We start from the raw sequence: 26,334 nt of genomic DNA, 5'->3' as shown, positions 1-26,334 counted from the left end.
TGTCAGCCGCGTAAAATACAACCATAAAGGCCACGTATTACCAGCGGCAACCCCGGCGCAAATAACCCCACGTCGCCACACTTCGCGCCCGCCATCGAGCCCTATCAATACAATGCATAAAACCTAACAGCCATTAGCAATAGCCAATAACCTCTCACGCATTACCCCCAACGCCTGCAGCCGGCTCATTTAATGACCTCGGCTATTGACCCCGCATGCTGCAGCAGAAAACCCATCAAACCCCATCAAATAACTCAAAAATCATCAAAACCCATCAAAAAGTATCAATTCACAGCATTTGATTAGGCGCTTGCCGGCCTGCCCGGCTTAATGGCGGCAAATGTGAGCCCGCCAACAGGGCGCGGCCACAACAGACCACAAAACAATCCAACTTTGAACTTCGATTAAATTCAACTGAATTGACAGCCTTGAGGCATACAGCAGGCCATATGAACCCCTTTAAAAAAACCATTCTTTGTAGCGCATTAGCGTCGACACTGTTAGAGGCGCATGCTGCAGGGCTTTCAATTTTAACCGTTGATGCAGCTTTTTCCGCCGCCCTCCCGCAGGAGCCCTGGGCAAGCGTCAACGCCAGCGATCATCTTAACGGCAGCACATCTAATAACAAGATAACAATTGTCGAAGGCGCAGATTTAAAAACGAACCTTTATGGGGCCTCAAACAAAACTGCAGGTATTGATCCTAGCAAAGCCCTCAACATGCAAAATAATAGCGTGACCATTGAGGGGGGGAAAGCAGGTAGCATAGAGGCCGCGACCTCCAGCTTCAACGGAACACTGAGTGGCAATAGCATTACCATGAACAACGGGGAAGCACTTACACTCAAAGCCACCCATGTTACGCCTGGACATCAGGGTCCATCGTTGGACGCACCCATCTACAAAGAGTCGAGCGGCAATACAATAACCATCAATGGTGGAAACGCCCAGCAGGTCTATGTATCCACAGGGGCTGCAAACAAGCACAGCGATAATCACGCAATAATCAACGGTGGATCCGTAACTGATGTAAAGGGCGTCTTGATCTTAAATGTTAATAATGCCCTCTCGATCAGCAATAGCGTAACAATCCTCGGTGGATTGATTCGTCAGAATGCATATGGAAGCTATAATCCCCAAGGCAACGCAGACGGCGCCAGCATGATAAGCAATCGCCTGGTAGCCAGCGGCGGGGTGATAGCGGGCAACGCCTTCGGCGCCGATTCAAGCACCTCAAACAACTCTCTAATCGGCAATAGCGCGACTGTGAGCAACACGGCTGAGATAGGAGGCCACGTCAACGGCGCCGTTATCGCCGCCGGCAACAGTAATTTGGCGCAGGGCAATAGCGCGACCGTCAGCGGCGGCAAGATAGGGGGCAACGTCCACGGTGGGCACGTCGCGGCTGGCAACGATAACGGGGTACTCGGTAATAACGCGACCGTCAGCAACGGGGCGATAACAGGCAGCGTCTACGGCGGCAGCAGCTTCAGCGGTAGCGGTAACGTGGTGAGCGGCAATAGCGCCGCCATCAGCGACGGCCAGATAGGGGGCAGCGTCTACGGCGGCGCCAACTTCAGCGCTAACGGAGCCTTGGTGAGCGCCAATAACACTGCCATCAGCGGCGGCCAGATAGCGGGCAGCGTCTACGGCGGCTTTAGCTTCGGCGCGGTGAGCGGCAATAGCGTGACCGTCAGCGACGGCCAGATAGCGGGCAACGTCTACGGAGGCAATAGCAACGGCGTCGCAGAAGTGAGCGGCAATAGCGTGAGCGTTAGCGGCGGCCATATCGCGGGCAACGTCTTCGGAGGTCTGGGCGCAAGCTCCAGTGCGGTATTCGGCAATAGCGTGACACTGGGCAGTGATGTGAGCATCGGCGGCATCGTTTACGGCGGCAAGAGCGGCGCAGCAGGCACAGTGTCGAACAACAGCCTAAACATTAATGGCTATGGCGTAACGGCTGCCGGGGTGCAAGGTGTTGAGCATTACAACTTCAGTCTAAATCCATCGTCCGCTGAGGTCGCAGCGCTGTCGGTTAACACCGCCGTCGACATGACAGGCAGCAAGGTTCGCATCACCGAGGGTGGTCTATGGCGTGTTGGTGATCGCGCTACGCTGATCAACAAGGTGACAAACGCTAGCGCCACGACCCAGCTCCTGTCCCAGGGCTTGTCGATGCAATACCAAGCCGATATCGCCATGGTTAACACTGCTGAGCCGCTCAAAGCTCCGGGCGATAATGCCCTGCAGTTAAAAATTACTGGCGTAAATCTCAACCCGCAAACCAAGGCCGCCAGTGAAGGCCGTATCGCCGGCCTTGCCATGATTAACCAAGGCACCGACATGGCCGTGGCGATGGGGCAATCGCTGGGCGCTGAGCTCGCTGAGGGCGATGTGCAGGGGTTCATTAATTCCGGCGGCACGTCGTCGCGCTACGAGAGCGGTTCGCATGTTGATCTGAATGGCGCCTCACTGATTGCCGGCGTCGCCAAACGCACCGATTTTGGCCTGCTGGGTGGCTTTTTTGAGGCGGGGGAAGGTAGTTACAACAGCGTCAACACCTTCAGCAATGCGGCCAGTGTGAAAGGCTCGGGTAAGGCGCGCTACACCGGCCTAGGCCTGCTGGGCCGTTACGACCTTAATCAAAGTCTTTACCTCGATAGCACCCTGCGCGCAGGCCGTGCAGGGCTTAATTTCGCCAGCAAAACCTGGTGTGATGAGCAAGGCCAATGTGCCGACTACAGCAGCTCGGTGGCGTACTACGGCGCCAGCCTTGCTATCGGTTACGTGCAGCCGATCACCGATAAAACCTCAGTTGATATGCGCAGCGGTGTGGAGTGGGCCCATCAAAAAGGCACCACGACACACATTGGCAATGACCCTTATCGCTTTGCCGCAACCGATTCCAAGCGCTGGGTTAACGGTGTGCGCATTAGCCATGACGTACTGGACAATCTTGCCGCCTACGGTGGCGTGTCATACGAATATGAATTCGACGGCAAAGCCAATGGCAGCGTCCATGGTATGCAGCTGGCTGCACCGACACTCAAAGGTGGAACAACCGTTGCTGAAGTTGGCGTTCGCGCCACACACAAGATTGACAACAACGTCTTGAGCCTGGATGTCGGCCTGCAAGGGTATGAAGGGCAGCGTTCAGGCTTTGGTGGCCAGTTGCGGGTTGGCTTCACCTATTAAGGGCATGGATTGGCTTGTTACTCATAGTCGGCTTCCTTGAACAGTTAGACACAGGCCGCATATTCATCCCGAAAATCGCGGCCTTTCTCAAGCGGGGTGGCTGCGCATAACCGCTAAGGATCCTCTGAAAAAGCCTGCTTTTTTACGAAATGGCAGATCTGTAAGCCGCGTAGTTACTAGCCCCTATTTTTTCGACGAGGGACTTTTTCAGACCTTCCCTAAGAGTGTGCGAGAAGTAGAAGCCGGCGGACTGGCCATTATGAAAGTTGATTTTAGCCAATTAATAATTACCTGACGGGGTGCGTAACGGCTTGGCGAAATGCACTTCAGATCCTTCTTAGTAGTTTGACACACTCAACAATCTACACTAATACTTAAGTTGCGTACGTTAAACACGTTAACGGCAAATAAGGAAACAGCATAATGAAATACTCTATAGCACCAATCATATGCGTCGCGTTTTTTTCAGGAAACCTAATCGCAGGGGATACAGCTGCAGGGGGTAAAGTGTTTAGTGCAAACTGCGCCGCCTGTCACGCCGGCGGCAAGAACGTCATTATGCCGAAAAAAGACCTTTCTGAGGCATCACTCTCTAACTCAGGGATGTTTGAAACCCAAGCCATTTATATGATTGTTGCAAATGGAAAAAATGCTATGCCCGCCTTTGGAGGCAGACTTTCCGCTGAAGATATCGACGATGTAGCCAGCTATGTATTGATGCGTGCGCAAGAGGGCTGGAAATGAGTACTGGCACATAGGGATTGCCTAAAGTACAGAATATTTTTATGTCATCGCTACTTGAGATTGAACAATCATGAACAGGTCTAGAAATAGAGCTTTCTTGAAACTCTTACATGCCTATAGGTGATTATTATGAGCTTTAAAAAACTGATCTTTGCTTGCGCGGCATTTGCTTTTTTTCTACAGCAAGTACATGCCACTGAACAGCAGAAAAAAAATCCATCTCAAGAACAAGCGGCTGGACAAGAGCAGGAAGCGCCTGCTGAAGAGCAAGACGCACCTGCAGAAGAGCAGGTAGCGCCTCCAGCATCTGACAAGAAACGCCCAACCCCGTAAAAACCGCTGGCCGTTCCGACAGAAGAACAGGCTGTATTGATTACGCCCATGTGCGGCAATGGCCTCACATGGGCGACTGAAAAACGATCAAGCCACCTGAAATCTGATGATTGATCAACCTACTATAACTTTTAACTGGAGCGAAACATGTCTATCAAAGCTTTAACGGCGATTGCGCTGAGTGCCGTTGTACTTAGTGCACACGCCGAGCGACCTGAGCCCACACCTTCCTTATTTTTGATGTCGACATATAAAAACCAAGGATCAATTTGGGCAAATGGCAATGGCGTTTATTTCAAAGCCTTTGACGCATCTCTTTTAAATACCGGCAAAGAAGACGTTGACTTGAGCAAGCTGTGCTTCCAGGCGTATGACGCAAAAGGTAACGCGTACGGTATTGATACTATCGACGAGAGTCTTTCTGAGGGCATCTTGAAAGAATGGCAATCCGTGCGTGGCTTCTATCAATTTACGGGGGAAATGGGTGTTCTTGATGCATCCATGGTTAAGGCCTCATATGGCTGTCCATTAACAAACGCACCTGATCACTGATAGCAGCCGCATAACTGCGAAGTAGAGCTGCACGGACCGCACGGGTATTTAACCCTCGCGTGTTACAGAACCTAGGCGGCGGCCTAGGTTAAATACGCAGTGGCGCTTGTATGAATGATTCAATTTATAGAAGGCATAGAAGGCATTGGTGTTATTGGTTGCCGTAGCCTGCTGAACCGCGCGGCGCTATCCGTCACTAAACAAACGTAATGCAATGCCGCCTGCCCTGGGCACAAACAAAAGCAGCATTACCCATACCCGTGATCAACCCGTACCTATTTCCCGATGGCAACCGCAGGACCTTCATCAGTGAGCCGCGAAATAACGAATCGCAGTTAATTTAAGTACCTATAAAGCTTAATAACGAGGATCAACCCCATGCGCGAGCTCGCTGCCTTGAGCCGTTTCGTCGGCAATACGTTTGCCTACTGGGTTCTGTTTTTTGCTGTGGTTGCGTTCCTGCACCCCGCTTGGTTTATCGGCCTTAAAGGCTCCATCGTGCCGTTGTTGGGGTTGGTGATGTTCGGCATGGGGCTTACCCTCAAACTTGAAGATTATGCTGAAGTGGCGCGCCACCCGTGGCGCATGGCATTGGCCGTTGTCGCGCAGTTCGTCATTATGCCCGGCGTGGCCTGGTTGCTGTGCCAGGCCTTTGATCTGCCGCCCGAACTTGCCGTCGGCGTTATCCTCGTCGGTTGCTGCCCTAGCGGCACCGCCTCCAACGTAATGACCTGGCTGGCCCGGGGCGACCTGGCCCTGTCAGTGTCAATCACTGCGGTCACCACACTCATCGGACCGTTACTGACGCCCGCGCTGATCTGGCTGCTGGCTTCGGCCTGGTTGCCGGTGTCGTTCATGGATTTGTTCTGGTCGATTCTGCAAGTGGTGCTGCTGCCGATCGCGCTTGGCTTGGTGGCGCAGCGATTGCTGGGCACCCGGGTGCGGCATGCAGTTGAGGTGTTGCCGCTGGTGTCGGTGGTCAGCATCGTGACTATTGTCGCCACAGTGGTGGCGGCCAGCCAGGCGAAGATTGCCGAGTCAGGCCTGTTGATCATGGCCGTGGTTATTCTGCACAACAGCTTTGGCTTCCTGCTGGGCTATTTCACCGCACGTGTATTCGGGCTGCCGCTGGAGCAACGCAAAACACTGTCGCTGGAAGTGGGCATGCAGAACTCAGGCTTGGGTGCCGCATTGGCGAGTGTGCATTTCTCACCGCTGGCTGCGGTGCCCAGCGCCCTGTTCAGCATTTGGCACAATATTTCCGGGGCTATATTGGCGACGTATTTCAAGCGCATGAGCCAAAAGGAAGAGCGCTAACTGCTGGCGGTGATCAATAGCGGGGTTGACCTTATCGCCCTTGATCGATTTGCCGCTTGCAAAATCGGCCGATACCTAACTCGGACCATCCCTCGCAGTGGCACGCTATGGTTTGCATGATCACGCGGTTTTCGTCATCACCGAGCAGTTCGCGCAGTGTAGCCGACAAGCCGAAAACGGCAGCTCTGTTAGCAGCGAAAAATATAATCATAAAAATAAAGCTTAATTATCTCCCTACTGCCCAAACACCACACTTTTAGAACAGAAATTACTCTCGGATAATGCCACAGAAAAACTCTATCCTTACAAAGCCAAGTCACAGTAAGAAATACCCCCCCGTAAACGCCAAGTTCTCAACCACTCGACGTTCTTATCTTTACAGTGCTAAGAAGCCAGATACAGCATTAACGATAGAAATCAAGTTTAACAATGTAGAAATGGATACCATCCCCAGCAAGTCGCCGCTGAAAAAACATTAGTACGGCTGGAATTTACGACTTGGTGGTTACCGTCGGCGCTAACAGAGCTACAGTAGCCAAGAGCTATAGAGGCGCTGTCCAACGCGTGTTTGAAATGCCCTAGCATAACTAATCAAGGGGAATTAAACGGTAGCCGACACTTAGGCAAAACCCGCGAAGCCGCAACTCCAAAAGCGGCATGCCAGCACCCATTCACACCTATTCACACCTATTCACTTTACAACTAACCCTGCACCCAACACTGTAAGTCGGGAATGCACAGCGACTTGAACTGATGGGCCGCCCACTGCATTTGGAAAAACTCCCCGCGTGCAAATACACGCGCACATCACTTAATTTAGCAGGGCACTTCTATGCTGAAAAAACTATCCTTACTTAGCGCCGCAGTTAGCCTTACATTCATCAGCGCCTCAGCCTTGGCGACAGATCCAATTACGGCCGATATCCGTCTAGAAGCTATCGTCCCAACTAGCGATTTCCAAGTTTCACCTGTAGATCAAACGACAACATCCCTTAAACAGCAACTAAGATGGGATGCGGCTACGGAAAAGTTCTTTCCTTATCAGGCCCAGTTCAACGTCAAGAATTCTAAAGCCGTGAAGGTTAAGCTCGCAAACGCCGACAGTGACAAGCTTACCAGCGGTAACAAGGAGATTGACCTCACAATCAAGTTCAACGGCAAAGCACTCTCAACCACAGCTACCGAGGTAATAGGTGCAGTGGCCGGAGGAGGTAATCAGATCAAAAAATACCCATTGGACATTACGACCGACGCTAACAAATCTACGGCTGCGGGCACCTATTCAGGCACTGTCGGTCTAGTATTTGAAGTAACCACACCGTAATCAATCGGGCACAAATAAAAAAGCGCGAGTTCTCATCGATTCACTTCGCACGCCCATGCCATAAAAGCCGGCGATTGAACTGTGTTCCGCTTCTTAACAAGCTATCGACGTGCAAATACGCAATTACAACCTTTTTGAACAGGAAACTCCCATGCTGAACAAATTAACCTTCATTACCGCCGCAAGTAGCCTTGCACTGATCAGCGCCTCAGTATTCGCCGCAGAGGATCCTATCATCCTCCCCGCAAATGATTCCGTGGTAGCGCCACAAGAACGCGCTCAGTTTGAAGTTAAACTTGTAGCCAAAGTTCCCACTGAGAACTTTCAGATCACTGCCAATAACCCGAGCGCAGTCAGTGTTGAGCAGCATCTGTTTTACAACGGAGCTCAAAAAGAATTTTATCCATTCATCACGTCTTTCAGAGTAAAAAGCACGAGTGCGGTATATGCAAAACTCACTGACGCGACCAGTAACAAACTTTACGCCCTAACGCCTGGCGGCCTTGAAACAATGGACCTTAGCATTAGATTCAACGGTGTATTAGTTAATGATACAAAAACCGAAGAGGTAGTGACAAAAACTCAGGCGGGACTCGGCAATTCCTTCGATTTATTTATTAAGCCTCAAGGCGCTGGAGAAGCCGGACTCGAGTATCGCGGCGCCGTCGGCATAATCTTTGAGGCATCCGCAGTGTAACCAATCAAGCAAAAACATCAGAGGCTAATGCTTAAGCATTAGCCTCTGATTAAATAGAGAGGCATTAAAGACATTGGTATAAGACAATGCTGTTGCGACACTTAAAAACCCTCATTACAATTCTCAGCCTTATATTCTCGAACTGCACCTTGGCCGCACCGACCTTGGCCGCCATTAGCTTGCTCGAACAGACACGTGGCTTGCCGGCTGAGTTTGCTGAATATTTTTTTGATGCGCCTCTTGCTGCCAAAATTGAGCTCAACAACCAACTGCTCAGCGAAGCCTTGGTCACCCTGTCTCGCGATGATCGGGTCAGTCTTCTCGAGCTGACCGACAGTAGCAGCAGTAGTCAGCCCGCCGAGGAGCGCCAGCGCTGGGCAGACTTTCTGCGTCTGGGCGTGCCACTGGGCATCTGTGAGCGCAACTGCCCGTACCAGTTACTGGCGGTACATTACAGCTTAGAAACATCAACGCTCTCCATCATTACCGAAACCGCCGAGCGCAATGCGGACGAGCCGCGCTATCTCGCCCTACCTGCGGACGGCAGCCATGGCCTGCTGCTGAACAATAGCCTGAGCCTCTACGGCAGTCAGGGACGACCCATGAGTGGCAGTAATGTCCTGCGCAGCACCAGCAGCCTGGGCAATTGGACGCAAACTGCCACCCTGCTGCTGTCGCGCAGCGGTGAGGGCGAAAAAAAGCTGCGGCACAACCTGCAAGAGCTGTATGGCCAACGTGAACTCAGTGGTCACTTTGCTCGCTTCGGCTACTTCATGCCTGAGAGTCAAGGCCTCAGCCGTCAGCCGCGCACCCTAGGGGCAAGCCCCGACAGCCTGATCGGCGTCATGTATGGCAGCTCCGACAGCCTGGCCATCGACAGTCCGCAGCCCAGCGTGTACCCGATCTATGTCACTGCCAATCGACAGGCCAGCGCCGAAATTTACCGCAACGGCGTACTGATCAGCACCCAAGCCATAGCCCCCGGTTTGCAGACGCTTGACACTCGCCGTCTGCCCGGCGGTATCTACGACGTGGAAGTGCGCATCATCGAGGATGGCCAGCTCGTTTCAACAACTCAGGAACTGGTCTACAAACCCAATAACTGGCGTAATCCCGAGGAGCGTTGGCGCTACAACCTGTATGCCGGCCAAGAAGCCGACCTACTGAGCAACTGGGACGAGCCGCGTGAGCGCAGCCTGAGTGCCGGCGCCGCCGTTAACTACCTGATGCACCCACGACTGGTTACCGGTCTGTCGGTGCGTCAAGTGCAAGAGAAGATCCAATACGGCACCTCGGCCGACTGGCTGATCGGTGACAAGAGCAGCTTCTACGCCAGCCTTTACCATACCGATGGCCAGGGCACCGGCGTCGACCTGTACAACAACATCAACTTTGATTACCTAACCTTGGGTATCAGCCATAACCGTAGCTGGCTGGACACCCGCAAGACGTATCGGCAACTCGCTGACGGCACCCGCGAGCGCGAGCGCGAGCGTACCAGTTACAACGGCCAAACCAGCAACACGGCTGTCACCGCCAACTACCGCTTGAGCAACACCACAACCTTGAGTGGCCGCATCAACCATGCCAAGGGGCCCAGAAATGGCACTGGCCTGGATTTGAGCTGGTCACGTCGCAGCCAATTATTCGGCAGCGATGCCAACTGGGGCGTGACCCTGTTCGAGCGCCCAGGCAGCAACACGGGCAGCGGCCGCGATCGCGGCATTGACCTGCGCCTAAGCGTAGCCCTCGGCAGCCCCGGTCAAAATCTGTATGGCAGCATTGGCAGGCGTAGCGCCCGCGACGGCGGATCAGAAACCAACACCTCGCTTAACTATTCGCGCAGCCTGGAGGGTCATTTTTTACAGAATGTCTCGCTAGGCGCCAACAAGGACAGCTACGGCACTGGCCTGAACGGGCAAACATCTTTTGCCGGCAGGCACTTGAATGGCAGTGGCTACCTGCAACGCTCCAGCTACAACGGCGAGCTCAGCGGCGGCCTGAACCTAGACAGCAGCCTGGCCGTCGGCGCGGGCAAGTTCGTGCTCAGCAGCAAGGCCGACTCAGCCAGTACAGCCGGGATGATCATTGATGTGGAATCCGACATAGAGCAGATCGCTCTGCGCGCCGACGACTTGGGCGGCTATAGCGCCATCTTGCACCCAGGGCGCAACTTCCTGCCGGTTAATGCCTACCAAAAGAACAGCATCAACTTCAATCTTGCCGAAGGCTCGGCAGACGCCGCCGGCACAATCGAACCCAAACGCGCCGACTATCACCTGAACAAAGGCGGCGTGGTTTACCAGCGAATTCTGGTGATCAAAACCGTCACCGTGCTAGGCCGCCTGATTGACCCGCAAGGGCGACCACTCAAAGGCCACCACATCATCAACCAAGCCAGCCGTGGCATGAGCGAAGTGGACGGCTTCTTCTCGCTAGAAATGCGCGCCAGCGCGCCGACCCTGGAAGTCAGCTACCACAACCAACTGCGCTGCCAGTTTCGCTTAGACCCCGCCAGCCACCGCCTGGAGGGCGATGTATTGATGGTCGGCGACCTACTCTGCGACCCCAAGAAACTGACCGCCGTTACCCCGCAGTCACCATTGGCGGGCTGACCGCCGAACACCACTTCTTTAATCGAGGCCGCAGTCAAACCGGCTGCGCAGTAACCGCATCAAAGGTAAACCCATGAAACGTATCGCTCACATACTCGCGCTTGCCACGTTGCCCCTAATGGCGCACGCAGGGCCACAAATCCACATTAGTTCGTTCTACGACTACCTCGACGCCGACAAGAGTGTGCAGGCCAAGCCTATTAACAACACTGGCGATGCCACCGCCTTCGTCAAGGTCGAAATCGAAGAGATTCTCTATGCCGCCGACGACAGCACTAAGGAGGTTCCCCTCAGCATCGACGGCAGCAGCATCACCCGCAACGGTCTGATGGCGAGCCCCGCTCGCCTCATCATCCCCAGCAAAAGCTCCCAGAGCACACGCCTGATATTTATGGGTGAGCGCAGCCAAGAGCGTTATTTTCGCGTGCGCTTCCTGCCCGTAGTGCCCGAGCAAGAAGATAAGTTTGCCATCAGCAACGAAGAGCGCAACGAATACAAGGAATCACTCTCCGCCGGGCTCAACCTGATGACCGGCTTTGGCACCGTGTTTATTGTGCATCCCAAAGACAGCCGCTTTGACACCCGCCTCGACAACCGCACACACGAGTATGAGGTGCGCAACGCCGGCAACTCATTGATCGTACTCGACGAGTTCACAGACTGCGCCGAAGATGATCAATACAACTGCCTGCCTGCCAGCCAAGTGCATGTGCGCCCAGGCAAAAATCATATACTCAGCAAACAAAAAGGACGCCTATACAAATTCAAGTTAATTGAAGGCGCCAACAACAAGACCATTGAGGTGCGCTAAGCACAGCGTTGAACCCGAAGGCAATCCTCCATGCTCAAAATTATTTACCCCACCATTAGCTGCCTCGCCCTTGTGCTCGCGGGCGAGGTCGCGGCTGATAGCCAAAAACAAGAGATCACATACACTGCAGTTATACAGATCCCCACTGTTAATTTTTATGTATTTCCGATTAATCGTCAGCTATTTACAGAGGAACATAACCTGCACTGGAATGTATCAACCGCTCGGTTTTCGCCATTCCTCACTTACCTTAAAGTACGCAATAACGCCGGAGGCATCACAGCCAGAACGACGGCTAACGACACCCACTTGAACAATATTTCTAGCAACAAACACTCCCTACCTGTGCATATAGCGATTAACAAAATAAAAATTGATACTTTACCCCGAACAATAGTAGACGCGAAAACAGCGTTGCACGAAACGACAATACCTTTGGAGCTTACGGTCCCAGAGGCAGACTTGCACCCAGGCCAATACAAGGGGTCCATCCGTATTATTTTTGAATCTGAGGCCCCATAGCAAAACAAACCTAGCGAGCCTGAAGGCACCTCGACTCAGTGCCAACCATAACGGGGCTATCCATTATTCAGCGCTTGCAAACGACGCACAGCCAAGACTGAATAATCACGGCAGTAAAAAGCCGTGCGCTAACTAACTAAAAGGCATATCGAAATGCAATTGCTAAAAATTATTTCCACTGGCCTCTTATGGATACTCTCCGCTGCGGCATCAGCGGCCGAAATTAACGTAATCGGAACCTATCACCCAAGCGCAGCTGACCCAAACAGCACTCAATTTAAAATTACCGTAGCAAACAATGAGTGCATTGCCGTGCACTGCAAAGAGCCGGATAAAAACTTCATCGTGGGGCTCCAAAATCCAACGGCGGTGATGCCCCGCGCCCAACCCCTCAACAAAGACAGCCCGAATGAAGAGGGGGGTACTTTAAAGCCAGCACCAGCCCTAGAGAGGTCACACTTAAAAATGAGCGTGGCGACACGCTCAGGGCCACTATTAAAATAACGTCACTCGGGGCGACCCTTGACTATGCACCCGATAACTTAGCGGAACTTTCAGGCTCGGCCGACTATCTGACTTCAAATTGCGCTGCGAACTGGGCCACTAACCTCGGCACCTACGCAAAAAGAGTATATTCATTAAAAGATAATCAGCCCTGCGTTGTTAAGCTAGCCAGCCAAGCAAAAGACGCCGCGCAGCTTAGATACACGCAACTGCTTATTGGCTTTGAGATCAACACACTCGATAAGCCTGTGGATTTAAACGCAGGCCAGTATACCGGCAGCTATGAATTATCCGTCGGCGAGCAAGGCAACGAAGACATATATGTAGGCAAGCATAAACAAATCTCATCCGAAAATCGGACGATAACCTTTAATTTAAACTTCACTGTCACCCACATACTAAAGGTCCAGACAATAGGCAGTACAACCGTATATATGCAGCCCAAAATAGGCTGGGAAGCTTGGCTTGCGAGCGATAAAATTCAAAAGAGGCGGAATGCTTCAGAAGGCCGTGGTGGTTTTATTATAAGCGTCAGCGGCCCCTTCAGTGTGACCGTAAGATGCCAGTATCCAACTATCTCCGGGGAATGCAAGCTACGGTCTACGGATAAAACCAGGGTGGTTTTTATAGATGCATTCCTCCACCTGCCCGCTGCCTACCAAGGAGGGTCACAATGGTTAACAAACCCTTTCTCCACGCCACTTTCATTTACCCCCGAAAGACCTCTATTCGCAGCCCCTGGACACATTGAATTCGTTACACAAGCACATTCTTTGGATTTACCTAACAATTACGACGACGGCTATTTGCACTTTAGCGGTGATGTAACAATTATTTTTGAGAGCCATCTCTGATGTCGACTATTCAACCCCATTTATTCAAAACTATCACGACTTTCCAACTACAACAGTTAACGCGCGTTAGCCAGGCCTATGTGGCGCGCGGCGATTAACGCAAGATGGACGCCCGCCAAATGATTAGGCTGATGGCCGGATATTTCTTTTTGCAAAAACAACGCCAACACCCGCAAAAGCAAACGCCCCGACACTGTCGGGGCGTTTGCTTTTGGCTCGCAGAAATGCGCTTTCACACCGCCTGATTGGGCGGCGTTAGGGATGGTCTGAAGTAGTCCTGCATTTCCGGTCGACTTCAGCCACCGCCGATTTTGAAAGCGGCAAACTGATCAAACACGATCAGATCGCCCGCTCATTTCAGCGTTTCTGGCCGCTGCGATAACCTCGCCGTAGCCATTTCCCACATTACAGGCGCACCTCTCCTGTATCCGTCAGTAAATGCTGACGCGCCATCCATAGGTTCGACAGCGCGAACAACGTGACCAACTGCGCCGTGTTCTTTGCCAGACCACGGAAGCGCACTTTGACGTAGCCGAACTGCCGGTTGACCACCCGAAACGGGTGCTCGACCTTGGCGCGTACCTGAGCCTTGGCCTTCTCGATCTTGCGCTTGGCTTTGTACAGCGCGCTGCGCTTACTCAGCTTTTTGTACGTACTGCGGCGGGCCGCGATCTGCCGGATAACCTCCCGGCCGTCATGCTCTGGGCGCTTATCTACGCCGGTGTAACCCGCGTCGGCACCGACCATGTTTCCCTCGCCGTGCAGCAACTTGTCGACCTGGGTAACGTCTGCAACATTGGCTGCCGTGCCGACCACGCTGTGCACTAAACCCGATTCGTCATCCACGCCGATGTGGGCCTTCATGCCGAGGTAATACTGCTTGCCCTTCTTGGTCTGGTGCATTTCCGGGTCACGCTTGCCGTCCTTGTTCTTGGTCGAACTCGGCGCATTAGTCAGCGTGGCATCGACGATGGTGCCTTGCCGCAATGACAAGCCTCGGTCACCCAGGTAGCCATTAATCACGGACAGGATGCCGCTAGCCAGTTCGTGTTTCTCCAGCAGCCGGCGGAAGTTGAGGATGGTGGTTTCGTCCGGAATACGCTCCAGGCTCAACCCGGCAAACTGGCGCAGGATGGTCGTCTCGTACAGTGCTTCTTCCATCGCCGGGTCGCTGTAGCCGAACCAGTTTTGCATCAGATGAACCCGCAGCATTGCCATCAGCGGGTTGGACGGACGACCGCCTTCACCCTTGGGGTAATGCGGATCGATCAAGGCAATCAAACCCTTCCATGGCACAACCTGATCCATCTCGATCAGGAGTAGTTCCTTGCGGGTCTGCTTGCGCTTGCCGGCGTACTCGGCGTCGGCGAAGGTCATCTGCTTCATCGGAAAACTCGGCGGGTGGCATCCGGGGATTTTGCCAAAATCAGGAAGTCTTTTTCAGAGTTTCCCTAACAGCCCGCCTTGCAGGCGGCGGTGTACGCTGAACGTGTTAAACGAACGGAGCCAAATGCGGCTAGCCAGTTACCAGCCACTGCAGTGGCTGGTACTTTGGCAAAGCTTAGTAATGATGAGTACGCAGAGCCAGTCGCGCGGGAGAGGGTTAATGCTCGCTGGCTTGGGTAGGCGTCCAAAGGGCCGAACCATTATGGTGGCCTGGAGTTTAACCGGCCTTGCCCACGCGGCGTGTCCGCTGGGTGCGTGACGTTGCAGAGGGAGGCCATGTGGCCGGTCGGGATGACGAGTCATTGTGGCCACTCAAGGGCAGTGAGGGGCAGTAATAACAACGGCCACAACTACTGGTCCAACACCCAGAACAGCAGCAACGATGACAACAATCGCCCCCACAAACCTTGTGAAAACGACTGTGCTCGGTTATGAGGCGTTAAAAACAGGCTGACAAAAGCGCAGCGTTGAACGCGCTTTAGCGCGACCCCGCAGGGATGAGCAACGCGAATCAAATGCTCATTTACAACTCGTAAACTGCACTTTCTCGCCTACTTTGCTGCGTTGCGCCTTGTGGAACCTTCGCTTGCTACGCTTTCACCCGGTCTGACAAGTGGCTTGTGTACGTTGAGATTTACACCCCACCCGAATCGCTCTGCGTATTGTTCAACCGTGGGAGGCATTTCAGCCGCCTAGGGGCGTGGGCCGGCTTAGACGCTGAACGCTAGCATTGATGAACGAATAATTTTCCCCTGGATTAACAACGCCAACACCCACCTGGTCCAGGCGCTGGCCCAGCACGTACCCTGATCGGCCGATGCAACCGTTGATCGGCGCACCTTGCAAGCGCATCGACAGCAGCGCCAAGGCCAACTGTGCTTAGATACCTGAACCGCTACCCAGCAAACACCCCCTTCTCAAGGAGCTACACCACATGGAAATTGGCAGCGTTATTTTCCTCTTTGTCGGCCTCGCCGTCGCCATCGTATTTATGGGATTCAAAGTCGTGCCGCAGGGGTTCGAGTGGACGGTGGAGCGCTTCGGCCGTTACACCAACACACTCAAACCGGGCCTGAACATCATCGTCCCGGTGATGGACAAGATCGGCCGCAAGCTCAATGTCATGGAAAGCGTGCTGGACATCCCGCCGCAGGAAGTCATCACCGCCGACAACGCCACGGTGCAGATTGACGCCATCTGCTTCTTCCAGATCATCAACTCGGCGCAGGCCGCCTACGAGGTCAACAACCTCGAGCACGCCATCCGCAACCTGGTGATGACCAATATCCGCACCGTGCTCGGCTCAATGGAACTGGACGCCATGCTCGGCCAGCGCGACGCGATCAACGAACGCCTGCTCAAAACCGTGGATGAAGCCACAGCACCCTGGGGCATCAAGATCACCCGCATCGAGATCAAGGACATCAGCCCGCCCGCCGACCTGATGGCGGCCATGTCCGGGCAGATGAAAGCCGAACGCATCAAGCGCGCGCAGATCCTCGAAGCCGAAGGCCTGCGTGCCGCCGCCATCCTCACCGCCGAGGGGCAGAAGCAAGGCGACATCCTCAAGGCTGAAGGCCAGCGCCAGGCCGCCTTCCTCGAAGCCGAGGCGCGCGAGCGGGCCGCCCAGGCCGAAGCCGAGGCCACGCGCATGGTGTCCGAGGCGATTGCTCAGGGTAACGTGCAGGCGGTCAACTACTTCGTCGCACAGAAATACATCGAAGCCCTTGGCCAACTGGCCAGCGCCAACAACAGCAAGGTCATCCTCATGCCGCTGGAAGCCAGCCAGGTGATTGGCGCGGTGGGCGGTATCAGTGAGATCGTCAAAGCCACCTTCGGTGAGCGGAAGGGTTAAGCCATGTGGGACTTCTTGCAGCATCTGTCGTACTGGAACTGGCTGGCCCTGGGCACCCTGCTGTTGATCCTGGAAGTGTTTGGCGCCGGTGGCTATCTGCTGTGGATCGGCCTGGCCGCCGCCAGCGTCGGCCTGCTGACCTTTATCTTCCCGGGCCTGCCCTGGGCAGCGCAGTTCATCCTGTTCGGCCTGTTGTCGGTGCTGACGGCGGTGTTCTGGTGGCAACGCCAACGCAGCGCCGCCAAACCTTCCGACCAACCGGGGCTGAACCAGCGTGGCAGCGAATTCATGGGGCGCACCTTTGCCCTGCATGAAGCCATCCATGAAGGACGCGGCAAGATAAAAGCCGGAGATTCATTGTGGTTGGTCAGCGGCCCTAACCTGCCGGCGGGCACGCCGGTACGCGTGGTGGGGCAGGACGGTGTGGTGCTGCGGGTCGAGGCCGAGCAATCCGCCTGACACATAACCCGGCACTGGCGGACAACGCCCAGTGCCGGTTCGCGGCCAGTCACTCAGGCAAGGCGTACACCTTGAACAGCGCCTTGACCATCTCCCCCGGCTCGCCGAAGTAGCGGCTGTAAATCTGCTCCAGCTCGCCCGAACGTTGTGCCTTGCTCAGGGCAGTGTCGACCAGCAGGCGGAAGTCTTCGTCACCGCGCGGCAACGCCATGGCCACCGGGGCATATTCGTAGATACGCTCCAGCACCTGCATGGCGCTGGCGTCATCACGCCGGGCCAGGTAAGTCTTGAGCAGCATGCGTTCTGAGAAGAAGGCATCGGCCTTACCCTCAGCCACCAGTTGCACGCCCTCCTCCTGACTGTTGACAGTCACCACCGTGGCGACCACACCCAGCATGCGTTGCTGCTTGCGAATCCAGGCCTCTGTGGCTTCACCCTGTTTAACCGCGTAGGTGTGGTTGGCCAAGCCGCGATTGAGCGTGGCGCGCCAGGTCGGTCCGCTGTGCGCCACCTCGCCGTTGAGCACCTTGACCAACGCCTCGGGCGCATCCTTACGCACCAAAACCGCCAACCCGGCGGTGTAGATGGGCAAGGAGAAACTGACCTGTTTACGCTGAGTGAGGCTTTCCACACTGGGCGAACAGAGCAGGTCGAGCGCGCCGTCGTGCACGGCGGTCAGCCCTTGTGACGCCTTCACGGACTGATAGCGCACCTGCAGCGCAGGCAGGTTCAGTTCGGTTTTGACCTGTTCGACCACCTTCTCGCACAGTTCAATGGCATAGCCACCGACCTCACCGTTTTGCAGGCTGCTGAAGGGGGCAATGTCGTCGATGTAGCCCAGGTTGAGGGTGTTGCTGCTTTCGATGCGCTGCAAGGTATCGGCCTGCGCAACAGGCGACAGCAGCAACAGGCAGGCCAGCAACAGGTTGAACGAATTGCACGGGTGAAGATTCATATCCATATCCCCAGATTCAAAGGGTTTACCGGCCATTACGCCTTACCGGGCGCGGGTTGCTCGGCAACAAAGCGTTTGGCGATAAAGCCGTACAGCAAGTAGCCCAGCGCCAGCACCAGCATCGCGCCAAACACGGCGTCTTTGCCCGAGGCGTACAGGGCGTAGAAGCAATAAACCATGGCCACCATCAGCACCACGAGGTTGCGCGTGTACACCGTCGCGCTGACCCGCGCCTTGTACATGATCACCAGCAAGCCGGAGAGCGCCGTGACATAGGGAATCAGGTTGGTCACCGCCGCCAGATTCACCAGTTTGCTGAACTGCTCGCTGGCATTGGGCGAGATGGTCGAGAGGGCCAACAGCGTTTGCAGCACACCGCAGACAATCATGCCAATCACCGGGGCGTTGACCGCCGTGACCTTGCCGAACAGCTTGAGGAACATGCCCTGATCGGCCGTGACCTTGGCGGTTTGCGCCAAGGTGAATTGCCAGCCCAGCAGCGAGCCAATACAGGCCATGACTGCCAAGCCCATGATGATGTTGCCGATAAAGGGGTTGAACATCTGCGCATAGACATAAGCGAACGGTGCGCTGGAATTGGCCAGCTCAGCGTTGGGCACAATGCCCTGAATCACGGTGGTCGACAGCACATACACCACTGCCGCGCCCAGGGTGCCGAACAGGCAGGCCAACGGCACGTTACGCTCGGGGTTGTCCACCGCGTCGGAGTTTTGCGCCGCGGATTCCATGCCCAAAAAGGCCCACAAGGTCAGCGGAATACTCTGCGCGATGGCATCGCTGATCACCAGGTTATGCGGGTTCCAGGCCTCCTTGAGCACTTGTGCATCAAACCAGAACCAGCCGATTACACTCAGCCCGGCCACCGGAATGATCACGCCCCACACAGTGATGGAGCCAATCTTGCCGGTGATATTGGGGCCACCGAAGTTGGCCACCGTGGTCAACCAGATCAGCCCTACCGTGCCGACAAACAGCGGAATGGCACCGGTGCCCAGCCAGGGGAAGAACGGCGTGAGGTAACCCACCGCCGAAATACCGATGGCCACGTTGCCGATGGCCAACGAGAGGAAGTACAAAAACGAACAGAGGAAGAACGCCGACTTGCCGTGCGCCTCCTCGCTGTAAGCCGACATGCCGCCCGAGCGATGGCAGTAAATCCCACACTGGGCAAAACAGTAAGCAATGGCCATGGAGCCAACAGCCGTAATGATCCATGACAACAGCGAAACGGCCCCCAACTGGGCCATGCTCGACGGCAACATGATGATGCCCGAGCCCATCATATTGACCGCCACCAGGGTGGTGAGCCCCACCAGGCTCATCTTCTTGCTTGACCCAGCCATCGACCTCTCCTTGTTCTAGACGGTACTGACCGTGTCAGCACCGGATGCAGCACAGCGGCCCGTTAACGACCTCAGCGAGGTGGTTAACGGGCTCAGGGGCTTACTGTTTGACCACATAGACCTTGTAGACCAGCCCGCCCTGCGCATCACGCTCAATCTCGACGCCATGGTTGTCATGCTCAAAGCCGGGGAAATGGCTGTCGAACAGCTCCATGGCCAGCAGGTAGTCAATGATCGCCTGCTTGTCTGCGCCGGCCTTCTCGCCCGGCATCATCAGCGGAATGCCCGGCGGATACGGCACGATCTGCACGGCCACGGTGCGGTCCTGCATGTCACGCACGGCGATCTGCTCAATCTGCCCTTTAACCAGGCTGGCAAAGGTGGTGCGTGGCGACGACACCACATCGGGAAGCAAGCTGAAGGCGGCGTCCATGTTGTGCAGCAACTTGGAGCTGAGCATGTCCGCATGCATGGCGTCGGCCAGGTCTTTCAGGCCCATGCCGCTGTAGCGCGCCGGGTAGTTGGCGACCAGCTCGGGCATGACCAACTCCAGCGAGGCGTTGTGGTCGTAGTGTTTCTTGAACTCCAGCAACCCAGCCACCAGCGAGCCCCACTTGCCCTTGGTCACGCCCAGGCTGAACAACAGCAGAATCGAGTACGGCTCGGTTTTTTCCACCACGATGCCACGGCTGGCGAGGAAGGATGACACCAGCGGCGCGGGAATGCCGCTGGCCTGCATCTGCCCTTGCAGCGTTTGCCCGGGCGTCAGCACCGTGACTTTGATCGGGTCGAGCATGCAGTAGTCGCTGCCCAGATCACCGAAACCATGCCAACTGGCTTCTGGCCTGAGCACCCAGGCATCGCCATGACGCAAGGCCTGCGGGTCGATATCGGCGAAGGGGATGCCGTTGACTTCATCCGGCTGCCACACGCCAAACCACCAGTCCTGTGGGTTGCGTGTGCGGACTTCGTTGCCCAGACGCACCATGGCCTGACGAAAGCCAATCGCTTCGGCAATCGACTCGTCGGTGAGGTACTCGCCAGCGTCGTCCATCATCTTCGCCGACACATCGGTGGAAGCGATGATGCTGTACTGCGGCGAGGTCGAGGTGTGCATCATGAAGGCTTCGTTGAACAGCGCCGGTTTGACCGGCACCTTGCCCGAGCGGATATGGATCATCGACGCCTGCGACAGCGCCGCCAGCAGCTTGTGGGTGGAGTGGGTGACGGTCACCGTGGCGTCGTCGGCATGCCGCTCGCCGCGGTGCATGCCGTAACGGCCTTCATACAAGGGATTAAAGCGCGCATAGGCGTACCAGGCTTCGTCGTAATGAATCCGGTCGACGCTGCGGCTCAGCTCGCGGGTGGTGGTCTGCACGTTGTAGCACAGGCCGTCATAGGTCGAGTTGGTCAGCACGGCCAACACCGGCTGCACCGCCTTGCCCGCCAACAGAGGGCTTTCGGCCACTTTCTGCGCCACCGCCTCAGGCGTCAGCTCGCTGCGTGGCACCGGGCCGATCAGCCCGCGCGCATTACGCCGAGGGCGCAGGTACAGCGGCACCGCGCCGGACATATTCAGCGCGTAGTTCAGCGACTTGTGGCAGTTGCGGTCGACCAGCACCGCATCGCCATCGGTCACCGCTGAATGCAGGACGATCTCGTTACTGGCTGAGCTGCCGCCCACCGAGAAAAAGGTGTAATCCGCACCAAACACCCGCGCGGCGTATTTTTCCGCTTCGGCAATCGGCCCGGAATGGTCATTCAGCGAACCCAGTTCACCCACCGACACACTGAGGTCGGAGCGCAGCATCTGTTCGCCGTAAAAATCCAGAAAGCTACGGCCCACGGCGGTTTTCATAAAGGCCGTGCCACCGGTATGCCCTGGTGTGTGCCAGGAGTATTCGTGGGTGTCGGCGAAGTTCACCAGCGCACCAAAGAACGGCGGCAGGATGCTGTCCAGGTAGCGCCGGGCAGCAGCCTCAATGCGCCCGGCGACAAATTCCGGGCTGTCCTCGGGCTGCCAGATAAAGCCGTCGATATTTTCGATAAACGCCAACGGCACCTGACCATGATGGGTGCGGCTCATGCCGAGCATGATCGGCAACTGCGCGGTGCGCTGACGGATCAACTGAATCAGGCTCATTGCCTGCGGCAGGTTACCCTCGCAAGCGCCCCAACCGAGGATCACACAGCAATAGGCCGGGTTGGCGCGAAAGGCGATTTCGGCATCTTCCAGCGAGCTGACGCGCACCACCTCCAGGCCCTGCTGCAACAACGCGGCAGCGACTTCCTCGGCGCTGCGCAGCACAATGCTGTCCGGGTTTTCCAGGGTATTAACCACAATCAGCACGGGGTAACGCTGGGCCAGTGAGGCCGGTAACGGCAACTTGGCGTGACTCATACAGAACTCCTTCTCAATAAATACCGCTGCGCGGGTAACCGTCGTGGTGCGCTTACCCGCGCCTGATTACGGGTTAAGGCACCAGAAGTGGTAATCGCCGTCTTTGTGCACGGCGCCCTCCACTTCTTTCTCAAAACCGGGGAAGTGGTTGCCCCAATTCTGCAGGGCCTGGATATAACGAATCCAAGGGCCATCCAGCGGCCCCAGGTTCTCACCGGGCATGACAATCGGGATGCCCGGTGGGTACGGCATGATGCCAACGGCGGTGACCCGGCCGGCGGCCTGATGCAGGGGCAGCAGTTGCGCCTCACCGGCTTGCAAGGCCTGAAACGCCGCGCGTGGGGTGGTCTCGATGTGCGGCAGGTTGCCAAAGGCCTCCGCTTGCAACGCATCCATGCGGCTGCTGCGCATGTACTCGAACATCTCGTTGCTCAGGTCCCGCAGGCCCATGCCGGCATAACGCTCTGGGTTTTGCGCAAGCAGATCCGGCAGCACGCGTTGCAGCGGCGTGTTGTTGTCGTAATGGCGTTTGAACGCCAGCAGCACGTTGATCAAGGTGGCCCATTTGCCTTTGGTCACGCCGATGCTGAACAGGCACAGCACCATAAAGTCAGTGATGCGCGACGGCACGATGTTGTTGCGATAGAGGAAGGCACCGAGGATCGGCGCGGGAATGCCCTGTTCAAGCAGGTGCCCGTCAGCCCCCATGCCCGGCACCATGATGCCGACCTTGATCGGGTCGAGCATGCACCAACCGGCTTCCAGGCCCTCAAAGCCGTGCCACGAGGCACCCGGTTCCAGCGTCCAACAGGCCGGGTCGCTGACCAGTTGCTCGGGGTCGGCGTCGGCGAAATCAACCGGGTTGCCGGTTTTACTGTCGTTGACCTGTGGCGCGTTCCACGGCTGGAAGAACCAATCGCCACGGCTGGCAAACTCGCGGTGGGTGCGCGCCAGCGCCTGACGAAAATCCACGGCCTCGCGAATCGAGTCCTGGGTCAGGGTGTAGCCGCCCTTGCCGTCCATCATCGCCGCGCCCACTTCGTTGGAGGCGAACAGGGCATACAGCGGTGAGGTGCTGGCCTGAATCACAAACGACTCATTGAAGCGGCTGTGCTCGACCGGGTTGCGGCCATTGCGAATATGGATGAACGAGGCCTGCGACAGCGCGGCCAGCAGCTTATGGGTGGAATGGGTGGCGAACACCGTGGGCGCATCGGCCTTGTGGCTGCTGGGCTCACCGCGCATGGCGAAGCGATTCTGATACAACGGGTTAAAGCGCGCGTAGCCGTACCACGCCTCGTCGAAGTGGATACGGTCGCTGCTCTGCGCCAGCAGATTTTCCGCGCGCTCGGCGTGCAGGCACATGCCGTCATAGGTGCAGTTGGTGACCACCGCGTAGACCGCTTTGTCACCCTTGGCCTGCGCGCGCAGCGGGTGGTTGGCAATCGCCGTTTGGATGCGCTGCGGGTCAAACTGCGCGGGCAATAACGGCCCGATGATGCCGTAACGGTTGCGGGTGGGCGTCATGTACAGCGGCAGCCCGCCACTCAGCACCAAGCCTTGCTCAATGGATTTGTGGCAATTGCGGTCGCACAGGGCGAACTGGTTTTCGCCGACGCAGGCCATAAAGATCGCCCGGTTCGAGCCTGAGGTGCCATTGAGCACCGAATACGAGGCATGGGCCCCGAAGATGCGCGCCACGTAGGCTTCGGAGTCCGCGACCGGGCCGCTGTGATCGAGCACTGAGCCGAGGTTACCGCGCTCGATGCCACTGTCGGCACGAAACAGGTTTTCACCAAAAAAGTCGAAAAACACCCGCCCAACCGGCGATTTGGTAAAGGCAATGCCGCCCTGATGCCCCGGCGCGGCCCACGAATGCTCGTCTTTGCTGGTGTAGCGCAGCAGCGCGTCGGTGAAGGGCGGTAGCAAGTGTTCGAGGTAACGGTTGATCGCGGCAATCACGCGGCCGACAACAAAAGGCGCGGTGTCTTCAAGCATCCAGACAAACTCGTCCGCCAGTTCCATGGCCTCGACGGTGATGCTCTTTTTCGCATTGCGATCAGCCAGCAGAAACACGGGCAGGTTCTCGTTGCGCTGGCGAATGGTGCGCAGCAATTCCAGCGCCTGAGCGTGCGAGGCTTCGTCGTTCTTGCCCAAGGTCCAGTCGACGCACACACAATGCAAGGCCGCATCCGAGACCACGGCCGCCAGGGCATCATCAAAGGAGATGGCCTTGATCAGCTCAGCATTGCGTTCAGCGAATTCATCAACCAGTTCGGTCAGCACGCGACCGCGCATACTGCCGGGGTTGCCGAGGTCGTCATCCACCAGTAACACGCGCATTTTCAGGGTTTTATTGGTGCGTCCAATCATTGCATTGCCTCCACAGTCCTTTGGCGCCAACCAGATCGATCATCAGAAAGCGTGCGCCTGTTGAAGATGTACAGAACAGCGAAATTGGTAATGATTCCCAAAAACGTGCAACAGACTATGCGACAACCACACGACGCTTCTATGACATGGATCAACAGCCTAGTCCGCATCGTGGCGGCTGCAACCGTTCGGGCTGGCGAATCGAGGCGGCGGGATCAAGACGAATCAGCGCAGCACGCACCCTAATGCCGTAAAGCAGCTGCCCAGAAACAACAAAGCCCTGCAGAGCAGGGCTTTGTTGAACACGATCCGCTTACGCGTCGCTGTCGGCGACCGCTTTGTAGGCCGCCGCGTCGAGCAGTTTGTCCAGTTCGCTGGCATCGGCCGGCTTGAGTTTGAAGAACCAGCTGCCGTACGGGTCGCTGTTGACGCTTTCCGGGCTGTCGGCCAGGCCATCGTTGATTGCGATCACTTCGCCGGAAATCGGTGCATAAATATCGGAGGCAGCTTTGACCGACTCCACCACACCGGCTTCCTGACCGACGCTGAGGGCTTTGCCCACTTCCGGCAGCTCGATGAAAACCACATCACCCAGGGCTTCCTGCGCGTGATCGGAAATACCCACGGTAACGCTGCCATCAGCTTCCAGACGCGCCCACTCGTGGCTGGCGGCGTAACGCAGATCGGCGGGGATAGTGCTCATGTGTCGTTCCTCATCTGACATGACGGCGACCACGCCGTCAGGGAAATTTAGCAGGCCGTGGCCATACCGAAAGAAAGTCTTTAAAAACCTAGTCCGCTGCCTCAAGGCCGCGGCTTCTGACCGTCCATGGCCACCAAGAATCTAAATCAGGGCTTTGCCGTTACGCACAAAACTGGGCTTCACCACGCGCACCGGGAACCACTTACCGCGGATCTCCACTTCGGCACGCTCACCGGTTGCCGCCGGCACACGGGCCAAGGCGATGGATTTGCCCAGGGTCGGCGAGAAACTGCCGCTGGTGATTTCACCTTCGCCGACGCCCTCAACCCGCACCACCTGATGGGCGCGCAACACGCCACGTTCTTCCAGCACCAGGCCAACCAGTTTGCTGCTGACGCCTTCGGCGACTTGCCTGGCCAATGCGCTGCGACCGACAAAAGCCCGCTCCGCCGGTTCCCAGGCAACGGTCCAGGCCATGTTCGAGGCCAGCGGCGTGACGCTTTCGTCCATGTCCTGACCGTAGAGGTTCATCCCCGCTTCCAGGCGCAGGGTGTCACGCGCGCCCAAACCAATGGGGGGAATACCGGCACCGACCAGTTCATTGAGAAAGGCCACCACTTCGCTGGCCGGCAGCATGATTTCCAGACCGTCTTCACCGGTATACCCGGTGCGGGCGATAAACCAGTCGCCCTCCGGCAGGCCTTCAAAGGGTTTGAGGCGTTCGATCAGGCTAGCACGCGGCCCGCTAACCAGCTCGGCGGTCTTGCTGCGCGCCTGCGGGCCTTGCACGGCCAGCATCGCCAACTCGCGGTGCTCTTGCACCTGCACGTCAAAGTCAACGCTCTGCAGGTGCATCCAGGCCAGGTCTTTGTCGCGGGTCGAGGCATTCACCACCACGCGGTAACCCACGTCGGTGAGGTAGACGATCAGGTCGTCGACCACGCCACCCTGCTCATTGAGCATGCCGCTGTAGAGTGCCTTGCCGACACTCTGCAAGCGGCCGATGTCGTTGGCCAGCAGGTGCTGCAAGTAGGCTTTGGCCTGGCTGCCGGTGATGTCGACCACGGTCATGTGCGACACATCAAACACACCGCAATCGCGGCGCACCTGATGGTGCTCCTCGACCTGCGAACCATAGTGCAACGGCATGTCCCAACCGCCGAAGTCGACCATCTTGGCCCCCAGAGCGAGGTGCAGGTCGTAAAGCGGTGTGCGCTGTCCCATCAGTGTCTCCTTGCGGGCTGGGCAGTGCAGCGGCAACCGGTGCGGATGCTGGCACGGGCTATCGAGAGGATCAGCCGCTGCGAATGG

The 26,334-nt window shown here is 56.4% G+C and carries 21 protein-coding genes; 14 read left to right on the top strand and 7 right to left on the bottom strand.

From position 1 onward, the window contains the following. Nucleotides 1–449: 449 nt before the first annotated feature. The 12 genes from OU997_RS09940 to OU997_RS09885 all read left to right on the top strand — a co-directional run bounded on the left by OU997_RS09940 (nt 450) and on the right by OU997_RS09885 (nt 13,467). Entirely contained in the window at nt 450–3,194 is a 2,745-nt protein-coding gene (locus OU997_RS09940; RefSeq protein WP_267809791.1) for a hypothetical protein, read from the top strand. Between the two features lie 423 nt (nt 3,195–3,617). After that, a complete protein-coding gene (locus tag OU997_RS09935) occupies nt 3,618–3,938 on the top strand; it encodes a c-type cytochrome (RefSeq protein WP_267809790.1) in 321 nt (106 codons plus the stop codon). Nucleotides 3,939–4,067: 129 nt separating this feature from the next. After that, nucleotides 4,068–4,271: a hypothetical protein gene (locus OU997_RS09930; RefSeq protein WP_267809789.1), complete on the top strand. Its 204-nt coding sequence runs from the start codon at nt 4,068–4,070 to the stop codon at nt 4,269–4,271. 147 nt (nt 4,272–4,418) lie between these two features. Further along, complete coding sequence (locus OU997_RS09925) at nt 4,419–4,823, top strand: DUF4354 family protein (RefSeq protein ID WP_267809788.1); 405 nt, start codon at nt 4,419–4,421, stop codon at nt 4,821–4,823. A 378-nt stretch (nt 4,824–5,201) separates the two neighbouring features. Further along, nucleotides 5,202–6,140 carry a bile acid:sodium symporter family protein gene (locus OU997_RS09920; protein WP_267809787.1) on the top strand — a complete coding sequence of 313 codons (939 nt, stop codon included), beginning with the start codon at nt 5,202–5,204 and terminating at the stop codon, nt 6,138–6,140. A gap of 832 nt (nt 6,141–6,972) precedes the next feature. Then, a complete protein-coding gene (locus OU997_RS09915) occupies nt 6,973–7,464 on the top strand; it encodes a CS1 type fimbrial major subunit (protein WP_267809786.1) in 492 nt (163 codons plus the stop codon). A gap of 151 nt (nt 7,465–7,615) precedes the next feature. Continuing rightward, nucleotides 7,616–8,161: a CS1 type fimbrial major subunit gene (locus OU997_RS09910; protein WP_267809785.1), complete on the top strand. Its 546-nt coding sequence runs from the start codon at nt 7,616–7,618 to the stop codon at nt 8,159–8,161. A gap of 86 nt (nt 8,162–8,247) precedes the next feature. Then, nucleotides 8,248–10,776, top strand: a complete 2,529-nt coding sequence (locus OU997_RS09905) for a TcfC E-set like domain-containing protein (RefSeq protein WP_420713262.1) — start codon at nt 8,248–8,250, stop codon at nt 10,774–10,776. A 73-nt stretch (nt 10,777–10,849) separates the two neighbouring features. Further along, the gene (locus OU997_RS09900; protein ID WP_267809783.1) at nt 10,850–11,587 is read left to right on the top strand and encodes a molecular chaperone; all 738 of its coding nucleotides are present in this window, start codon (nt 10,850–10,852) and stop codon (nt 11,585–11,587) included. Between the two features lie 30 nt (nt 11,588–11,617). Continuing rightward, nucleotides 11,618–12,109 carry a hypothetical protein gene (locus OU997_RS09895; RefSeq protein WP_267809782.1) on the top strand — a complete coding sequence of 164 codons (492 nt, stop codon included), beginning with the start codon at nt 11,618–11,620 and terminating at the stop codon, nt 12,107–12,109. Nucleotides 12,110–12,262: 153 nt separating this feature from the next. Next, a complete protein-coding gene (locus OU997_RS09890; RefSeq protein ID WP_267809781.1) occupies nt 12,263–12,613 on the top strand; it encodes a hypothetical protein in 351 nt (116 codons plus the stop codon). Nucleotides 12,614–12,861: 248 nt separating this feature from the next. After that, nucleotides 12,862–13,467 (top strand): hypothetical protein, encoded by a 606-nt coding sequence (locus OU997_RS09885; protein ID WP_267809780.1) that lies wholly within the window; start codon nt 12,862–12,864, stop codon nt 13,465–13,467. A 405-nt stretch (nt 13,468–13,872) separates the two neighbouring features. Here OU997_RS09885 and OU997_RS09880 read toward each other — a convergent pair whose 3' ends face one another. Next, entirely contained in the window at nt 13,873–14,853 is a 981-nt protein-coding gene (locus OU997_RS09880) for an IS5 family transposase (protein ID WP_267809778.1), read from the bottom strand. Nucleotides 14,854–15,847: 994 nt separating this feature from the next. Between OU997_RS09880 and OU997_RS09875 the strand changes: the two genes are divergently transcribed. Next, entirely contained in the window at nt 15,848–16,768 is a 921-nt protein-coding gene (locus OU997_RS09875; RefSeq protein WP_108487899.1) for an SPFH domain-containing protein, read from the top strand. 3 nt (nt 16,769–16,771) lie between these two features. After that, nucleotides 16,772–17,227 (top strand): NfeD family protein, encoded by a 456-nt coding sequence (locus OU997_RS09870; protein WP_108487900.1) that lies wholly within the window; start codon nt 16,772–16,774, stop codon nt 17,225–17,227. Between the two features lie 49 nt (nt 17,228–17,276). On the opposite strand, the gene OU997_RS09865 is transcribed toward OU997_RS09870, so the two are convergent. The 6 genes from OU997_RS09865 to gcvT form a co-directional block, all read right to left on the bottom strand. Further along, entirely contained in the window at nt 17,277–18,182 is a 906-nt protein-coding gene (locus tag OU997_RS09865; protein WP_108487936.1) for an amino acid ABC transporter substrate-binding protein, read from the bottom strand. Between the two features lie 35 nt (nt 18,183–18,217). After that, nucleotides 18,218–19,546, bottom strand: coding sequence for a putrescine-ornithine antiporter (potE, locus tag OU997_RS09860; RefSeq protein WP_108487901.1), 1,329 nt, complete (start codon nt 19,544–19,546; stop codon nt 18,218–18,220). A gap of 100 nt (nt 19,547–19,646) precedes the next feature. Further along, entirely contained in the window at nt 19,647–21,947 is a 2,301-nt protein-coding gene (locus OU997_RS09855; protein WP_267809777.1) for an Orn/Lys/Arg decarboxylase N-terminal domain-containing protein, read from the bottom strand. 66 nt (nt 21,948–22,013) lie between these two features. Then, on the bottom strand, nt 22,014–24,320 hold the full coding sequence (locus tag OU997_RS09850; protein WP_267809776.1) for an Orn/Lys/Arg decarboxylase N-terminal domain-containing protein: 2,307 nt from the start codon (nt 24,318–24,320) through the stop codon (nt 22,014–22,016). Nucleotides 24,321–24,633: 313 nt separating this feature from the next. After that, on the bottom strand, nt 24,634–25,023 hold the full coding sequence (gcvH, locus tag OU997_RS09845; protein ID WP_267809775.1) for a glycine cleavage system protein GcvH: 390 nt from the start codon (nt 25,021–25,023) through the stop codon (nt 24,634–24,636). Between the two features lie 141 nt (nt 25,024–25,164). Further along, nucleotides 25,165–26,247, bottom strand: a complete 1,083-nt coding sequence (gene gcvT, locus OU997_RS09840) for a glycine cleavage system aminomethyltransferase GcvT (RefSeq protein WP_108487905.1) — start codon at nt 26,245–26,247, stop codon at nt 25,165–25,167. Nucleotides 26,248–26,334 lie beyond the last annotated feature (87 nt).

Origin of the sequence: Pseudomonas sp. SL4(2022), from assembly GCF_026625725.1 — a bacterium.
GTDB lineage: Bacteria > Pseudomonadota > Gammaproteobacteria > Pseudomonadales > Pseudomonadaceae > Aquipseudomonas.
The sequence above is the reverse complement of the archived record's forward strand: the minus strand, read 5'-3'. Positions and strand labels throughout refer to the sequence as shown.

Coding starts and splice junctions, on each gene's coding strand:
- OU997_RS09940 (WP_267809791.1), top strand. CDS start 450: ATGAACCCCTTTAAAAAAACCATTCTTTGTAGCGCATTAGCGTCGACA.
- OU997_RS09935 (WP_267809790.1), top strand. CDS start 3,618: ATGAAATACTCTATAGCACCAATCATATGCGTCGCGTTTTTTTCAGGA.
- OU997_RS09930 (WP_267809789.1), top strand. CDS start 4,068: ATGAGCTTTAAAAAACTGATCTTTGCTTGCGCGGCATTTGCTTTTTTT.
- OU997_RS09925 (WP_267809788.1), top strand. CDS start 4,419: ATGTCTATCAAAGCTTTAACGGCGATTGCGCTGAGTGCCGTTGTACTT.
- OU997_RS09920 (WP_267809787.1), top strand. CDS start 5,202: ATGCGCGAGCTCGCTGCCTTGAGCCGTTTCGTCGGCAATACGTTTGCC.
- OU997_RS09915 (WP_267809786.1), top strand. CDS start 6,973: ATGCTGAAAAAACTATCCTTACTTAGCGCCGCAGTTAGCCTTACATTC.
- OU997_RS09910 (WP_267809785.1), top strand. CDS start 7,616: ATGCTGAACAAATTAACCTTCATTACCGCCGCAAGTAGCCTTGCACTG.
- OU997_RS09905 (WP_420713262.1), top strand. CDS start 8,248: ATGCTGTTGCGACACTTAAAAACCCTCATTACAATTCTCAGCCTTATA.
- OU997_RS09900 (WP_267809783.1), top strand. CDS start 10,850: ATGAAACGTATCGCTCACATACTCGCGCTTGCCACGTTGCCCCTAATG.
- OU997_RS09895 (WP_267809782.1), top strand. CDS start 11,618: ATGCTCAAAATTATTTACCCCACCATTAGCTGCCTCGCCCTTGTGCTC.
- OU997_RS09890 (WP_267809781.1), top strand. CDS start 12,263: ATGCAATTGCTAAAAATTATTTCCACTGGCCTCTTATGGATACTCTCC.
- OU997_RS09880 (WP_267809778.1), bottom strand. CDS start 14,853: ATGAAGCAGATGACCTTCGCCGACGCCGAGTACGCCGGCAAGCGCAAG.
- OU997_RS09875 (WP_108487899.1), top strand. CDS start 15,848: ATGGAAATTGGCAGCGTTATTTTCCTCTTTGTCGGCCTCGCCGTCGCC.
- OU997_RS09870 (WP_108487900.1), top strand. CDS start 16,772: ATGTGGGACTTCTTGCAGCATCTGTCGTACTGGAACTGGCTGGCCCTG.
- OU997_RS09865 (WP_108487936.1), bottom strand. CDS start 18,182: ATGAATCTTCACCCGTGCAATTCGTTCAACCTGTTGCTGGCCTGCCTG.
- potE (WP_108487901.1), bottom strand. CDS start 19,546: ATGGCTGGGTCAAGCAAGAAGATGAGCCTGGTGGGGCTCACCACCCTG.
- OU997_RS09855 (WP_267809777.1), bottom strand. CDS start 21,947: ATGAGTCACGCCAAGTTGCCGTTACCGGCCTCACTGGCCCAGCGTTAC.
- OU997_RS09850 (WP_267809776.1), bottom strand. CDS start 24,320: ATGATTGGACGCACCAATAAAACCCTGAAAATGCGCGTGTTACTGGTG.
- gcvH (WP_267809775.1), bottom strand. CDS start 25,023: ATGAGCACTATCCCCGCCGATCTGCGTTACGCCGCCAGCCACGAGTGG.
- gcvT (WP_108487905.1), bottom strand. CDS start 26,247: ATGGGACAGCGCACACCGCTTTACGACCTGCACCTCGCTCTGGGGGCC.